Genomic DNA, 15,918 nt, shown 5'->3' on the forward strand with positions numbered 1-15,918 from the left:
TTATTCTTTTTGTTTACTATCTTTTTTTAAAAATAAAAATATGAAAACAAATAATGCTATAATACTTACGACAGATATATAAAAACTCACTTTTTGAATAATTGTACCATCGTAATATACTTTCACATCACCTGTTTCGTTCACAGGTATCTGTATAAGCCCGTGTGTGCTTTGGGTAATTGGTAACTCTTTGTTGTTCAGCAATGCTGCGTAACCTTTGTAATATAGAAGCGGGAGTTCAAGTGAATCCGCGCTTTGGGTATTTATTTCGATATTTAGTATGCGCTTGTCACGGCTATGGCTTTCAATCGTTGTATTCCCGTTCATGGAGGCGATACTGTCGCCCCTGAGAAGAATATAATAGGCAGATTCCGCTTTATCGGGAACATATTCGGCTCCATTCAGGTAGAAAAAATTGCTGGCATCAGGCTTTTCGTTGGTTTGCCCGATATGGTGAATATGCATAATTCTGAAATTGTCATTGTGCATATATATCACCGCGGCAGTACACAGAATAACAGCTAAAGCGACGATAAAACGTCCTTTTTCTTTTATAAATATCCTCGACAGGTAATAACCCGCCGCAATGGCGAAGAAAAAAGTAACCAGCAAATACAACCTGCCCGGATACTGGATGAAAGACAGCAAAGTGAACGGAAACCGTCCCCACGGAAACAGTTTCGAAGATGCAAAAATATAGAACAATCCGATAAGCAACCCGGTATCTGCACTCCTGAGCATTTCCGGTTTCCCCCTGACAAAGAAACGAAGAGGAACAACCGCAGTAAGCAGGATACCGATACCCACTATCGTTATATCATCCGGATAATAAAATCCGCATATCAATCCCCAGAAAACATAACCGAAGGGGATCTTGGCATTGGCAGGCAGCGTCCAGTCATTCGTCTCATAGCGGTATGTGTTTGCCTGCATTTGTTCCAGAAGGGGAAATATATAGACTGCCGTAATGGCTAAGGTGACAATTCCGGCCAGAACCAGGCAGGCCAGCCTTTTCGGCTCTTTTATCAATGATTTGTGATAGAAAATAAGAACTATTACCACCGTAATGAATGTGAGAACCGTAGAAATCACGTGCGAGAAGATAAGCAGGCTGAAACCGATGGCAATAACATACCATTTCCTGTAATCGCCTTTGATAATATGGTAAAGCCCCAGAAATACCAGGGGAATAAAGGTAAAGGCAAAGACTTCTCCCAGGGCTCCCCGATTGTAAATATCATAAAAACGGTAAACGGAGAATGTATAGAGTATCCCGGACAAAAAAGCGGCAAATGAACTCTTATATATCGTCCTCACCACCGAATACATGATTGTCCCGCAGAGGATGGTCATCACAAACAGCATCACTTCAAATGCATTGTACGTACCTATAAGAATGCCCAATGCAGCAAAAGGAATCAATACCACATCGGAATAGAAAACTTTACTCAAATAGCCGTAATTCAGCGCAGCGGCATAATCTATGTAATGAGGGAAAGTTCCTTCACGAAGCGCGGCAATAAGCGCTTCGAAACGTTTCAGATGAAAGTAATAATCATAGCCCGGATGCTCATACACAGCACCGAATACCCTCGTCATATATGCTGAAAGGAGCAGCAATACAGCGAAGAAAATCAAGAAATGATATTTCCTGTTCACTGCTATGGCTGCTATAAGACTATTTATTGTATTCATCATTTCTTTGCATTACTCCGTTTACGCTTGGAAATAAAGATATATATCATCAGCCCTATAGTACTTGATAGGGAAATATACCAGCTATACTGTTGCGTGGCCGTGGGTGTATAGCCGACCTCAATTCTCCCGGATTTATCAATTTCAATCTGCACCAATCCGTTTTCACTTTCGGTGACGGGTATTCCCCTTTTTCCGCCTGAATAAGCAGCCTGGTATCCTTTGTAATAAACAAGAGGCAGTTCCAACTTATCAGGATTGCCTGTCTTCACATCAAATGAGGCAATACCTTCTTTCCGTGTAAAATTAGAGATAAGAGTTTCCTTATTTTCCGATATAACCGTATCCCCTCTCTCATGTATATAACGGTATGACGGCACTTTTACGGGAAGATACTCCAGTCCGCCCAGATAATACTCATTGTCTACCGAGGCGATTCCTGTGAACCAATGCGGAGCCTCACTGAAGGCCAGTGACTGCCAGTATTTATAATTGTTGTTGTTTACAACAAAGGTGATGAGAGTAAAAAGTACAATCACGCTTCCCGCAGCAATTTTGTGTTTTTTAGTTCTCACTATCGCAGATAGGTAATATGCCCCGCCAACAGCAAAGAAAAATATAATAAACTCATACAACCTCCACGGAAACTGGATGAATCCGAGAGGCAGCCGTCCCCAAGGGAAAACAGCAGAAGCAATGACAAGCAAGATAATCCCGGTTAAAAGACAAAAATCAGCAATTCTGATAGCCGGGCTCTTCTCTTTTATAAACAATCTCAACAGTACAAGTAGTATAAGCAGCGGGCCTGTACCGGCCATATTTTCAGTTTTGGGATATAATATTCCGCTGAGGAATCCCCAGCCGAGGTCCTGCATATAGAGTTTGGTTTGCCCTGTTATGTTTTCTTTTGTGCTGTAATAGAATGTATTGGAAGCCATTTGTTCCAGCAATGTCAGTATATAGCTGCTAACGATAGGTAAGGTAATTATTGCCGCCAATGCTAAGTAGCCTATCCGCTTGGGTTCTTTTACCAGTGGTTTATAGCAGATGATGACAATAAGGGTAAGGGTAATAAAGGTAAGGAACGATGATAGCAGATGTGTGTAAATAAGCAGGCTGTATCCGATTGTCAACAAATACCATTTTCTGCAATCACCCTTTATGATGTGGTAAAGCCCGAGGAATATAATGGGCAGAAACGTGAATGAAAGCGATTCGCCCAGAGCCGCACGGTTATACCAGTCGAAAAGATGATAAGCCGAAAATGTATACAGAATCGCGCCGGCCGATGCTGCGAACGGATTCCTGAATACCCTGTCCACCGCTATATATGTAAATAGTCCGCATAGGAATGTCATGGTGAAAATCATTACATTATAAGCTGCAACTGTCCCTGTAAGGATGCCTAACGCCGCAAACGGCAATACAATAAGGTCCGGATAAAACCCTTTGGTGAAATAGCCGTAACCCTCCAGAGCGTTGTAATCTATATAAATAGGATAATCACCCGCTTTCAATGCCTGGATTAATACATCGAATCGCCCGGTATTGAAGAAATAGTCGTGCCCCGCATATACCGATACCGGCCCGAACCAGCACACCATAAACAGGGATAAGATGAATAATAAGGACAGAAATACCCGGAAGGGATATCTACTGTCTGTCTTTATGTCGGTTGCGTTATTCATCTGCTGTTTTTATTTCTTCTTTCTTTTTTAGATAAGAAAATATAGGCACACAGGCCGAGGATACTGAGTAATGTTATTATCCAGCTCAGTTTCTGAACCGGTGTACCTCCATAGTAAACGGTTATATGTCCGGGTTTATCGATAAGAATTTCCACCAGCCCGTTTTTACTTTCGGCAACGGGCGGTATTTCCTTATTATCTTGTTTAACTACATAACCTTTGTAATATATCAACGGAAGCTCCAGTGTTTCGCTCCCTATATTGCCTGTGGCATTTACATCAAAAGAAGTGACGCCTTTTATTCTTCTGAAATTTGCAATGCTTGTTCCCCCATAAAGAGTACCGATACTATCCCCACGCTGATGTAGATATTCAATCGAAGGCACTGCCGAAGGGACATATTCCAACCCCCCCAAATGATAGTCGTTATTGAAGGCTGCCACTTGGGTAATGGGACGCCCGCAGCGGTACATTTCATACGATCTGGCATCGTTGACCATAACAAATACCAATAATATCACAACTATCCATCCTGCCGCGAATTTGCGCTTGTTCGACTTTAGTATCAATGACAGATAATATCCTCCGGCAACGGCAAAAAAGAAACTTGTGAACTCGAACAGCCTCCAAGCCATCTGTATAAAGTTCAGTTTATTGAACGGGAAAACAGACCAAGGAAACAGAGGGGAAGAAGCTATAATATAGACCAATCCTATAACAACACCTACATCCACACTCCGCAATGCGGATGATTTCCCATAAACGAACAATCTTAACCCGACCGCGACCGTAAGCAAAAAACCCACCCCCGGAATGAAGGCCTGCGCCGGTATAACAACCCCCGTAAACATGCCCCAGATAATCCAATGGAACGGCAGGGCCGAATCCTGCGTTTTGATGGTCAGTTCACGGCTTTCGTAATAAAATGTGGCGGTTATCGCCTGTTCCAGCATCGGAAAAAAGTAATAAGATGTGATGACCAAAGTAGCAATGCCTGCCACCAGGAGATATAGTAACCGTTTTGGGTCTTTAATGAGCGGTTTGTAGTAGACAAGAAGGAGGATCAGCAAGGTGAAGAACATCAGCACAGAAGATATCAGATGAGTGAAAATCATCAGGCTGAAGCCTATTGCCAGAATATACCATTTCTTATAATCTCCCTTGATAATGTGATATAGCCCCAGAAAGACTACGGGGATAAATGTGAATGTAAGCGTTTCCCCCAGTGCCGCCCGGTGATACAAATCCAGTAACCGGTATACGCAGAAGGTATATAGCAAAGCTGCTATTGCGGCGGCAAACGGTTTTTTATAAATACGATTTACAGTGATATATGTGAATACCCCGCATAAGACCGTCATTGTAAATACCATAACCTGATAAGCAAACTCGAGGTTTGTCAGGTTGCCGATAAACGCAAAAGGAATCAGTACAAAATCAGGATAGAATGCTTTTGTAAAATAACCGTATCCATCGATAGCGTTATAGTCGAGGTAAATAAGCAGGGGGCTTGTTTTCATTCCATCCATCAATGCCTGTAACCGTCTGTAATGAAAAAAGAAATCCTGCCCGGGACAAAGCGGCTGATATAAATACATCATTGTCAGTGACAGGAACACCAACAAGATGAAGAACAGCCAGAAGTGGCTTTTCTTATTTGCTGCAATATTATCGGGGATGCGGCTGAACCAGTCCATTTTTCTTTTTTCTGTTTAGTAAAGTTATATAAACACACAAAGATAATACACTTATCAGAGATATGTATAAACTTATTCTCTGAATCGTTGTTCCTCCATACCAGGCTCTTACTTCACCCGACCGGGTTACCGGTACATTCACAAAGGCCATGTCGCCTTGCATTACGTCCAACTTTTCCCCATCGAGGGTAGCCATATAGCCAAGATAGTAGAGTAACGGAAGGGTCAGGGTGTCGGGTTTATTTAACGAAACATTAAATACAACCGTATTATATTCTCTCCTCAGATTACTTATTTGGGTGCTGTCGTTCATCCCTTCCACTTTCTCACCTCTGCTATGGACATAATGGATATCTTCCAATGCAGACGGCAGATATTCGCGCCCGATGAGGTTATATCCATTCTCATAGGTAGGTTCTAACGCTAATGCTTTTACACTGGCGGGTAGGTCTTTCGACGAATCGATAGATTTATAGTTCTCGCTCTGCATATATGTGGTTGCCATTACTGCAAGAACAATAATAGCCGCTACCACTAACCGCTGCCTGTCCTTGATAATTACCGAAGACAGATAGTATGCCCCTGCTATGGCAAAGAAATAAGATACAAATTCATATAACCGCCACGGATATTGTATAAAAGAGAGCAGGCTGAACGGAAACCTTCCCCACGGGAAAATCCGGGAAATGGCTATGATAAAGCATATTCCTATTATTACACCTATATCCGCACTTCTCAACTTATCATCCTTTTTTCTTTTTATGAAAAAGCGAAAGAACAGGAGCAGTGTAAGCAGGATACCTGTCCCTGTCCATAATTCCCTGTCAGGATAGGCTATTCCGCTTATAAATCCCCATAAAATATAATCAAAACCTACTTTGCCGTATCCTGCCCCTCCTCCCGGACTACGCGAATCGAGGTAAAAGGAGTTGGACGACAATTGTTCCAGCATAGGGAAGGTATAGTAAGATGTGACAAAAATTGTGACTATACCGGCTAATAGGAGATATATCAGGCGTTTCTGTTCTTTGATCAATGATCTGGAATAGATTATCAATAAGACAAGTAATGTTACAAACATCAGCACCGATGCTATGGTATGGGTATAAATAAGCAGGCTGTATCCGGTGGCAAGCACATACCATTTCCTCCTGTAATCTCCTTTTATGATATAGTAAACACCGAGAAAGACAATTGGCAGGAATGTAAAAGACAGGGCCTCGGCGAGTGCCCCCCGCTGATAGAAATCGTACAGGCGGTAAACGGCAAAGGTATAAAGTATCGCTGCTATGGATGCGGTATATGAGCTTTTATAAACGACACTGACTGTGTGATACATAAATACGCCGCACAATATCGTCATGGTAAATACCATCACGTCATAAGCGAAATACACGCTTGTAAAGGTGCCGACAAAGGCAAAGGGAACCATGATGACATCGGAATAGAATCCTTTGGTAAAATAGCCGTATCCATCCACATTGGCGAAATCGACATAGAACGAAGGATAAACTCCATGTTCTAATGCGTCAATCAATGTGTACAACCGCCTGTAATGAAAGCTGAAATCGAAACCGGAACCGGAAGAGGACGAACCGAAGCAAAACATCATAAATAAGGTGAGAAAAACCAAAACCACAAAAAATATGTAGTATTGGCTTTTCTTATTCGATTGTATTCCCCCCGATAGGTTATCGATATTCATGCATCAGACACTATTTGTAATTAATGCGCCTCCAGCCAGTTTTTCCCTTTTCCACAATCAGCTTTCAATGGAACGACCAGTTTATAAGCATTTTCCATTTCCTCTATTACCACTTTCCGCACTTTATCCAATTCATTGCTTTCCACATTGAAGTTCAACTCGTCATGTACTTGCAGGATCATTTTCGATTTAATATTTTCCCGTTCGAAACGGTCGAATATGCGGTTCATCGCCACTTTGATAATATCGGCTGCACTTCCTTGTATAGGCGCGTTTATCGCGTTTCGCTCGGCATATCCGCGTACGGTCGTGTTGCGTGAATTGATGTCCGGCAGATAGCGTTTACGGCCGAAAACAGTTTCCACATAATTATTGGTACGGGCTACGGATATACTCTTATCCATATATTCCTTTACTTTCGGGTAAGTAGCAAAATAGCCGTCTATCAATTCTTTGGCCTCTCCGCGAGGGATAGATAAGCGTTCCGCTAATCCGAAAACCGATATGCCATAAATGATACCGAAATTTGCAGTCTTGGCTTTCCGGCGCATATCGCCTGTTACTTCACTGATCGGGATCTTATATATTTTGGCAGCAGTAGCGGCGTGAATATCCTCTCCGCTGTTGAACGCATCGATCATTGTAGGGTCCTGGCTCAGGTGTGCCATTATGCGGAGTTCGATCTGCGAATAGTCGGCAGAGAAGAAGATACACGTCTCATCTGCAATGAATGCCTTGCGTATTTCTTTCCCCTGCGCGTCGCGGATTGGTATATTTTGCAGGTTCGGATTACTCGAACTTAACCGCCCTGTAGCGGTTACCGTTTGGTTATAAGAAGTATGCAGCTTATCGTCGAGCGGGCTTACAAGCAGAGGTAAAGCATCTATATATGTACTCAACAGCTTTTTCAGTCCACGGTATTCGAGGATCTTACCTACAATAGGATGGGCATCTTTCATGCTTTCCAGTGTTTCTTCACTGGTCACATACTGGCCCGTTTTGGTTTTTTTCGGTTTTTCTACAATCTTGAGTTTATCGAAAAGAACTTCACCTACCTGCTTGGCAGAATTGATATTAAACTCCTGCTCGGCGGCTTTATATATTTCCGATTCTATCCCTTGCAATTCCAGTGTAAGCGTTTTCGAGTATTCGGCTAATGCCGCTTTATCGAGGCGTACACCGGTATATTCCATATCGGCAAGCACGTAGATCAATGGTAATTCTATGTCGTATAACAATTTACCTAAATCCTGCTTTTCTATTGCTTTTTCCAGTATTGCTTTCAATTTCAGTGTAACATCGGCATCCTCACAGGCATAGTCCTTTATCTGATCGGGGCGCAGGCTACGCATATTGAGTTGGTTTTTACCCCTCGAACCTATAAGTTCGTCGATATGGATGGTTTTATATTTCAGGTAAGTCTCTGCCATATAATCCATATTATGACGCAATTCCGGATTGATAAGGTAATGGGCAATCATGGTATCGAAGAGCCTGCCCCGCACATGAATGCCATACTTTTTCAATACGATGATGTCGTATTTTATATTCTGTCCGATTTTCTCTGTTTCCCCATTCTCGAAAAACGGCCTGAATTGCTCTACAATGGCTTTTGCTTTTTCAAGGTCCGCAGGTACAGGCACATAGTAGGCTTCTCCTTCTTTGAAGGCGAACGACATGCCCACCAGTTCGCTTACATTCGGATCAAGTCCTGTGGTTTCCGTATCGAAGCAACAAGATTGTTGTGAGGCTATTGTTTTTGCTAAATTGGCGATTTCATCGTCTTTTTCTACTAAATGATAAGTATGTGGGATATCCTTCAGTTCCTGCAATCCTGAATAGTTGACTGTATCCGCCGACTCGGCTTTTGGTGGCAATAATTCCGCGAATAGATCGCCTTGTATAGCTTCGTGCGTGGTTGTTATCCGCACAGGATTTGCCGGAGTGCCGTCTTTTTTCAATACACGGTTTATAAGTGTTCTGAACTCCAGTTCTTCAAACAAGGCAGAGAGCTTCTCCGCGTTGATTTCCTGACGTTTAAACTCATTCTTATTGAATTCGATAGGAACATCCGTTTTGATGGTTGCAAGGAATTTAGAGAAAATAATTTGCTCCTTGTTTTCTTCCAACCTTAACTTCAGTGTGCCTTTCAGATCGGCAGTATGTTCAAGCAGGTTTTCGATAGTACCATATTCCTCCAGTAATTTCTGCGCGGTTTTTGGCCCCACACCCGGACATCCGGGTATATTATCGGAGGCATCGCCCATTAGCCCGAGTAAATCTATCATCTGTCCGGGAGATGATAATTCATACTTTTCCATGATTGCCTTAGCATCGAGCGTGTCGAATCCTGTTCCTGCAAACTTCGGCTTGTACATGAATATATGGTCGCTGGTTAGCTGCCCGTAGTCTTTGTCGGGGGTCATCATATACACATCGAAGTTTTCTTTCTCGGCTTTCTTTGCAATTGTGCCGATTACATCATCCGCCTCATAGCGGGCGACTTCCAGCTCCTTGATATTATAAGCGGCTATAATTTCCTTAATAACAGGCACTGCCGCTTTTATGTCTTCGGGTGTTTCCAGCCGCTGAGCTTTGTAATGTTCGTAGGCATCGTGCCGGAAAGTACCGCCGGGCGGGTCGAATGCAACGGCTATATGCGTCGGGTTTTCCTTACGAAGCAATTCTTCCAGTGTATTCACAAATCCGAATACCGCGGATGTATTCTGCCCTTTCGAGTTTACTCTGGGGCTTTTGATAAAAGCATAATATGAACGGTATATTAATGCGTAAGCGTCTAATAGAAATAATTTCATCGGGATAAATTAAAAATTGGCGACAAGTTACGGAAAAAGCAGCGAATTACAAAAGGTCTTTTTTAAGTTACAAGATAGTGAAAAATGAAAAGTGAAAAATTATACGAGATACGAATTGTTGACTGCTAGCCGTTTACTGAAAAAGTATTACCTTTGCACACAGATTCGAATACAACTAATGGATAACAGATATTATAAAGAATTTGGAACCCTTCTGTCCAAACATTTTCCCTATAAAGTTCAAAAAATCTCGATAAATGCAGGGTTTACATGCCCGAATCGTGATGGGTCGAAAGCAGTGGGGGGATGCACCTATTGCAACAACCAGAGCTTTAGTCCCGGATATGGAGGAAAACAGCGTAGCGTAAGCGACCAGTTGAGGGATGGCATTGCTTTCTTCTCCTACAAGTATCCTGAAATGAAATACCTCGCTTATTTTCAGTCTTACACAAATACATATGACAGTATTGATAAGCTGATTTCGTTATATGAGGAAGCCCTTTCATATCCCGGCGTCGTGGGGCTGATAATAGGCACCCGCCCCGATTGTATGCCTGACGAATTACTCGATTATTTCGCAGAACTGAATAAGCGAACATTCCTTATAATAGAATATGGATTGGAGTCGACACTCGATTCTACTCTCGAATTTATCAACCGCGGGCATACGCATGCCGAAAGTGTGGACGCTATCCATAAAACAGCCGCGAAAGGTATTTATACGGGTGCTCATCTGATTCTGGGATTGCCCAATGAAAGCAGAGAGCAGGTATTGGCACATGCCGGCGAGGTATCGAAGTTACCTCTGACAACCTTAAAGTTGCATCAGTTACAATTGATAAAAGGCACGGTTATGGCAAAGCAATATCGTGAGCACCCCGAATGGTTCAACCTGTTCGATGCAGATGATTATATCGACTTAATCATTGATTTTTCGGAAAGGTTAAATCCTGATTTTATTATCGAGCGTTTTATTTCACAGTCTCCTAAGCAGCTCCTTATCGCTCCCGATTGGGGCTTGAAAAATTTCGAATTCACCGCTAAAGTATTAAAGAGGTTTGCAGAAAGGGAGACATGGCAGGGACGGCTTTTCTATAAATAACCTTACTTAAGCACTTTCGGCCTTACATCCTCCTGTGATGTAGAAGGCTTATTATCTTTTTTACCTGTGAAGAAGTTTTTCACTTTGGAGAAGAAACCGGTAACTTTCTTCGCAAAATTCTGTTTCTTCTGTGATACTCCGACAGATTCCACAACGGCAGGCTGTAGTATTTGCCAAAAATAATTGAATGTCGAATGATAGGGGTCCCTTTCTATATAGAGGTAGGGTTCACGCGGTCTTGAATTCTCTTTGTTCGGATTGTTTGACCGTATAAATGCATTCGCAACGTTAGTGACAAATTTATTTGAAGACTCCGGATCATCGCCTTTCAGTATATTTATGCTCAAATCATTATAGAGGAATTTCATCCCTACAGACGCATTCATACTTGAGGCTTCTGTCCTAAAAGTCAGATCTTTGAGCATGCCGCTCTTTATTTCCGCTTTAGCCAATGGGGTTATAATCCGGTTCAGGTCGCGTAAATCGAAACGATGCAAATGTGCATCCAAAACAAAACAGTCATAATCGGGGCTGACAGACATATCCCATTTTGCAGTAAAATAACCCGTCCCCATAAGATTGCCGTTTGCATCGAGATGCATGTATTGCTGAGGATGTGAGGCTATGTTGGTAAGTCCGTCTATACGGGCATTCATACCCATGAATGAAATTTGCCCCGGCACTGTTCCATTCTTAGGCAATTCTTCATATATAACAGAGAAATTAGAAACATCGGTCGTGTCTATAGCTATCCAGAACGAAAGATCATACAATTTAGTATAGATAAGGGGTTGGAGCTTAGGCGGTGTATATATCTTTTTATTTTTCAAATTCTGAAGCATAACATCTTTTACTACAAGTCGATTAGCATTCAGTATATTATCTGAGAAATAGCGTTGGAAATCGATGCCCGAAAGGCTGATATTCCCTGTGGTGACATCGAACCAATCCATGTGTGTCGGATGCTTATAGGCAAAATCCATTTTGGGATAAACAGATGTCATTTTTATACCCGAAAGAGCCAGGCTTGCATTTTTCTTGTTTACATCTATCTCTCCTATATCAATTGTATAAAAGCCATTCATAATAGGGAAATGCAGGTCTTTAGTATTAAAGCGGATATCTTCCATGTCTATCTTCCGGGCATCGGTGTCAATGAAAAATCCGGTCATGCCAAAATTCGTCGTATTTACTGTTTGACGGTCCTGTTGTTTTTCATCAAGGGAATGCTCATAGTTTATATGTGCGTCGGCCAGATTGAATTTTTTAATTGATAGTTTGTTTATATATGGATGCAATGAAGAATACAGGCCGGTACCCGAAGAATCTTTCTTCTGCCTCGGAATAGTATCGCCGGAATTTCTCTTCCTTATATCCAGGGTTGGTTTTGTTATATTGACAGAGACCATATCCAAAAAAGATTTCCCTGTCAGGCGATCCCAATCAATACCGGATAAATCAAAATCCTCAAATTCTGCGCCGAAGCTTATATCCGGTTTTTGAATATTAAATTTACCGTTGGAGAGGGCGAATGTTCCGATAGTTACTTTTTTTCCAAATATCTTTAGTAATTCATCTATATCCCGGGGATTACCTTCCGCTTGGTGCTTGTTTTCCGAGTGAGGGTTTATATGTTTCGCAATATAATCTACTTCGGGAGATTCCAGAATAAACTTATCTATTCTGAAATTCCTGTTTAAATCCCATTGTAACGAATGCAGCTGTAAAGCCTGTAATGTTGTTTGCAGGCTGTCGCGAGATACCCGGTCAATATAGGATACCTGCACGTTCTTTATATCTATATCATCTGCTACAAGACTTTTGATAACAGAGATTGCATTGCCGGAAGAAGTTTTATCATCCTTATCTACCGGTGAATTGGCAGTTTTAGTGATTTGTATCCGGGGAGAATCAACTTCAAGGGATTTTATCTTTGCTCTTTCCTTATTCAGATAGCTGTCGTTGTCAAACCCTTTCACTCTTATCAGCGGGATATCGATATCGTAATAAGTTGCCGGGGCTTTATCCCATATATTTTCCTGGGGGATCAGCTTCACATCACGCAAGAGTAATAATCCTGTGAGCGTCGAAATATTTGCATCCTTTATCTGTAATCTGTAATTCTTTCCCGGCAGAAAGTTGTCGAAATCTTTAAATGAAAGCCCGATATCGTCGCAGGTGAATAAGTATTTTTCTGTCTTTCGGGTTTCTTCATCGATCAGGAATTTTACCGCATAGAAATTAAGTTTCTGCAAACGGAAATTATCTTTGGTACCTAAATCATGTATAATAATATTCGCATTAGCCAGATTTATGTTTTTTACAGATAAATAGTCTGCATAGGGATTGAATATATCCAGGGCATCATCGGCTATTTCTATTTCGTCTTTTTTCGATGAATCCGGTTTATTCTTCTTTTTTACTTTGAAATACCTGATATCGGGCGATTCTATTTTGAGTTGCTCTGCCGAAACGCCGGTGTCGTAATTAAGCCCGTCGATCCGGATTGATTTTATAGTACCCGAAAAATAATCTTTTCGCGCATTTACGGTTGATATCGGATTAACTCTTATATCAGAGATATTGAAGTGTTTACTTTCTGTGTTGAGCGTTAGGGTTGCTATATTGAGATTTGAATTATTGCTGGCAATCAGTCCCTTTATATTGGTTGCCTCCATGGCAAAATTATCGACATACCAGAATCTTTTGAGCTTTTCAGATAAGGAATCGATGACGAAATTCTTTGCGTGGAAATCAAATTGCTCTAAAGAATATTCGTCAGACCTGCCGTCTTGAGTAAACGTATAGTGGAACTTGGTTTTTTCAATACCTATTTTCCCAATGGATATGCTTTGGAGGATGGGAGATGTAATACTGTATAAAGACCATGTTTGATCATTATCCGCATTATTTTGCTTCAAAGAATCTCCATTCCGGGCAACAGATTTGTCTTTCACACTATAATATTGGATATCGGTGGAAGAAATATCGAAAGAATCGGCATTCAGATAACTCAAAGCATTTTCTCTCTTAAATTTGACTCCTTTAATAAACACCGATTTGATGGTCGCATCCAGATAAGCACCCGTTTTCTCCGTCCTGCCCGCCCAGAAGTCATCGGTCGGATGCAGGTGCACGCCTTCTATCCGTACCAGTTCGTCGATCGTGCTCAGCTTAATGTTCCTTGTATTCAGGATAAGCTGGTTGCTGTATAATAATTGCTGAGGTTTGTCTGCTGTAAATTCAAAGTTATCACAATAAAGTAATTTCCCCGATGAATACGAATCCTTATCCAGTCTGAATCCGTAAGCGTTGAAATTTGCATCGCTAAGTGCATATTGAACCGGGGAAATGGAGTCTTCAACTATATAATAAATATTGGCATTCCCCAGATTTATTTGTTTCACGGTGAGAACATCTATATATGTCGAGATCATCTGGTATAAAGTTTCCCGCTCTCTGTTTTGCTGCCCATCCAACGATGATTTCAGAAAAGAATGTAATTGAGGCTGAAAGACCTTTATATCAGGGGATTTAAGCTCGAACAGGCTAAAATCCAGATTTTTATAATTCCTGCGCCATGTAAGGTTTATGCCTTTGAAGTGAATCTTATCTATTTTTACTTTGTAATAGAGGTCGGGGAGACTGTCCCCGTTTTTCCATTTTTCGAAAACAGCTGAGTCGGGTATCAGTTCAACCCCATTAATTATAAGTTCCCCGCTAAAGAACCCGACAGAAAGATTATTGTATGAAAAGCTGTAGAAGCCATTTGTAGCTTTCGAGACTTCTTCCCTGAATTTTTGTCTCAGACTGTCTTCCAACTGATAGGTCAGATACCAGTTAAGGCCAAATCCGCCTGCAATGAATAATGCAAGTGTGATAAGTATGATCCTTAGTCTCTTCTTCCCTTTTTTAGTCATTAAACAATGTCGTTTTGTTTAGTTATCTTATTATCAACAAATACAGGGAGGATTTGTTTTCCGGTTGTCAGCCGGAGAAAGTGTTTAGAGAAAGGTTTCGTCTATAATATCGGACGCGACGTCTTTCTTGGATTTCAGTCCAAAGTCTTTACGTTCGCCATTGCGGTTAAGTATTGCTATTTTGTTTGTATCGTATTTGAATCCTGCCCCTGCGTCATTTAAAGAGTTAAGTACGATGAAATCGAGGTTTTTCTTCACAATCTTTTTCAGGGCATTGTTTTCCTCGTCATTCGTCTCCAAAGCAAACCCGACAAGAAGCTGGTTTGCCTTTTTCATTTTACCCAGTGATGCCGCGATATCTTTGTTCGGTACAAGTGATATATTAAGTATATCACCGTTCCTCTTTACTTTTTCCGCATACTGCTCTTCGGGCCGGAAATCAGCAACAGCCGCGCATAATATAGCCACATCCATTGCAGGAAAAGCCTTTACGGAAGCATTATACATTTCTTCCGCAGATTCTACATCTATACGTGTAATGTTAGGGTGATTTATCGTCAACGATACAGGACCTGCAATTAAGGTAACCTCAGCTCCCCGGACGGCGCATTCTTCGGCAAGGGCAAAACCCATCTTTCCCGATGAGTAGTTGCCGATAAATCGAACCGGGTCTATCCGTTCATAAGTCGGTCCTGCTGTTATCAGTATTTTTTTTTTTGAAAGAACTTCCTGCTTCGTGAAGAAATCCTCAACAGTAGCCAGAATTTTTTCAGGTTCTTCCATTCTTCCCTTGCCTGTCAGGTGGCTCGCGAGTTCCCCAGAAGCCGGTTCGATAATGATATTTCCATACGAGCGCAGTATTTCGAGGTTCCGGGTTGTTGCGGGATGGGCAAACATATCCAAATCCATAGCGGGCGCGATCACCACAGGCGCTTTCATCGACATATATGTAGTAATCAGCATATTGTCTGCTACTCCATTCGCCATTTTACCCAGGGTGGAGGCTGTTGCAGGAGCAATAAGCATGAGGTCAGCCCATTGGCCAAGATCGACATGGCTGTGCCAGGTGCCGTCGTTAGCGGTAAAAAATTCACTGACAACAGGTTTTCCTGTAAGCGCCGACAATGTGACGGGAGTAATAAACTCTTTCCCGGACGGGGTAATTACGATCTGCACCTCCGCGCCGGCCTTAATCAAAAGGCGGGCCAGCGATGCTGCTTTGTATGCCGCGATGCTCCCTGTAATACCTAATACGATATGTTTATCTTTCAGTGTCATATTTCCGATACATTTTA

General features: G+C 41.8%; 8 protein-coding genes. 1 reads left to right on the top strand and 7 read right to left on the bottom strand.

The genetic code is table 11. The features are described from left to right. From ACYQ3L_RS01365 to polA, 5 genes are read right to left on the bottom strand one after another with little or no spacing between them, the layout of a single operon-like run. On the bottom strand, window positions 1-1,698 hold the full coding sequence (locus ACYQ3L_RS01365) for a YfhO family protein (protein ID WP_379998235.1): 1,698 nt from the start codon (window positions 1,696-1,698) through the stop codon (window positions 1-3). Beyond that, window positions 1,695-3,383: a 6-pyruvoyl-tetrahydropterin synthase-related protein gene (locus ACYQ3L_RS01370; protein WP_379998232.1), complete on the bottom strand. Its 1,689-nt coding sequence runs from the start codon at window positions 3,381-3,383 to the stop codon at window positions 1,695-1,697. The genes ACYQ3L_RS01365 and ACYQ3L_RS01370 overlap by 4 nt, the downstream gene beginning before the upstream one ends. Then, the gene (locus ACYQ3L_RS01375; RefSeq protein WP_379998230.1) at window positions 3,380-5,080 is read right to left on the bottom strand and encodes a hypothetical protein; all 1,701 of its coding nucleotides are present in this window, start codon (window positions 5,078-5,080) and stop codon (window positions 3,380-3,382) included. Before ACYQ3L_RS01375 ends, ACYQ3L_RS01370 begins: the two co-directional genes overlap by 4 nt. Next, the gene (locus tag ACYQ3L_RS01380) at window positions 5,052-6,785 is read right to left on the bottom strand and encodes a hypothetical protein (protein WP_379998228.1); all 1,734 of its coding nucleotides are present in this window, start codon (window positions 6,783-6,785) and stop codon (window positions 5,052-5,054) included. Before ACYQ3L_RS01380 ends, ACYQ3L_RS01375 begins: the two co-directional genes overlap by 29 nt. 20 nt (window positions 6,786-6,805) lie before the next feature. Beyond that, window positions 6,806-9,601 (bottom strand): DNA polymerase I, encoded by a 2,796-nt coding sequence (polA, locus tag ACYQ3L_RS01385; RefSeq protein ID WP_379998226.1) that lies wholly within the window; start codon window positions 9,599-9,601, stop codon window positions 6,806-6,808. Between the two features lie 178 nt (window positions 9,602-9,779). Between polA and mnmL the strand changes: the two genes are divergently transcribed. After that, entirely contained in the window at window positions 9,780-10,703 is a 924-nt protein-coding gene (mnmL, locus tag ACYQ3L_RS01390) for a tRNA modification radical SAM protein MnmL/YtqA (protein ID WP_379998224.1), read from the top strand. Window positions 10,704-10,705: 2 nt separating this feature from the next. On the opposite strand, the gene ACYQ3L_RS01395 is transcribed toward mnmL, so the two are convergent. Beyond that, window positions 10,706-14,623 carry an AsmA family protein gene (locus tag ACYQ3L_RS01395; RefSeq protein ID WP_379998222.1) on the bottom strand — a complete coding sequence of 1,306 codons (3,918 nt, stop codon included), beginning with the start codon at window positions 14,621-14,623 and terminating at the stop codon, window positions 10,706-10,708. A gap of 84 nt (window positions 14,624-14,707) precedes the next feature. After that, window positions 14,708-15,901 carry a bifunctional phosphopantothenoylcysteine decarboxylase/phosphopantothenate--cysteine ligase CoaBC gene (gene coaBC / locus ACYQ3L_RS01400; protein ID WP_379998220.1) on the bottom strand — a complete coding sequence of 398 codons (1,194 nt, stop codon included), beginning with the start codon at window positions 15,899-15,901 and terminating at the stop codon, window positions 14,708-14,710. Between the last annotated feature and the right edge of the window lie 17 nt (window positions 15,902-15,918).

The organism is Dysgonomonas termitidis, from assembly GCF_054657735.1.

Coding starts and splice junctions, on each gene's coding strand:
- ACYQ3L_RS01370 (WP_379998232.1), bottom strand. CDS start 3,383: ATGAATAACGCAACCGACATAAAGACAGACAGTAGATATCCCTTCCGG.
- ACYQ3L_RS01375 (WP_379998230.1), bottom strand. CDS start 5,080: ATGGACTGGTTCAGCCGCATCCCCGATAATATTGCAGCAAATAAGAAA.
- mnmL (WP_379998224.1), top strand. CDS start 9,780: ATGGATAACAGATATTATAAAGAATTTGGAACCCTTCTGTCCAAACAT.
- ACYQ3L_RS01365 (WP_379998235.1), bottom strand. CDS start 1,698: ATGATGAATACAATAAATAGTCTTATAGCAGCCATAGCAGTGAACAGG.
- ACYQ3L_RS01395 (WP_379998222.1), bottom strand. CDS start 14,623: ATGACTAAAAAAGGGAAGAAGAGACTAAGGATCATACTTATCACACTT.
- ACYQ3L_RS01380 (WP_379998228.1), bottom strand. CDS start 6,785: ATGAATATCGATAACCTATCGGGGGGAATACAATCGAATAAGAAAAGC.
- coaBC (WP_379998220.1), bottom strand. CDS start 15,901: ATGACACTGAAAGATAAACATATCGTATTAGGTATTACAGGGAGCATC.
- polA (WP_379998226.1), bottom strand. CDS start 9,601: ATGAAATTATTTCTATTAGACGCTTACGCATTAATATACCGTTCATAT.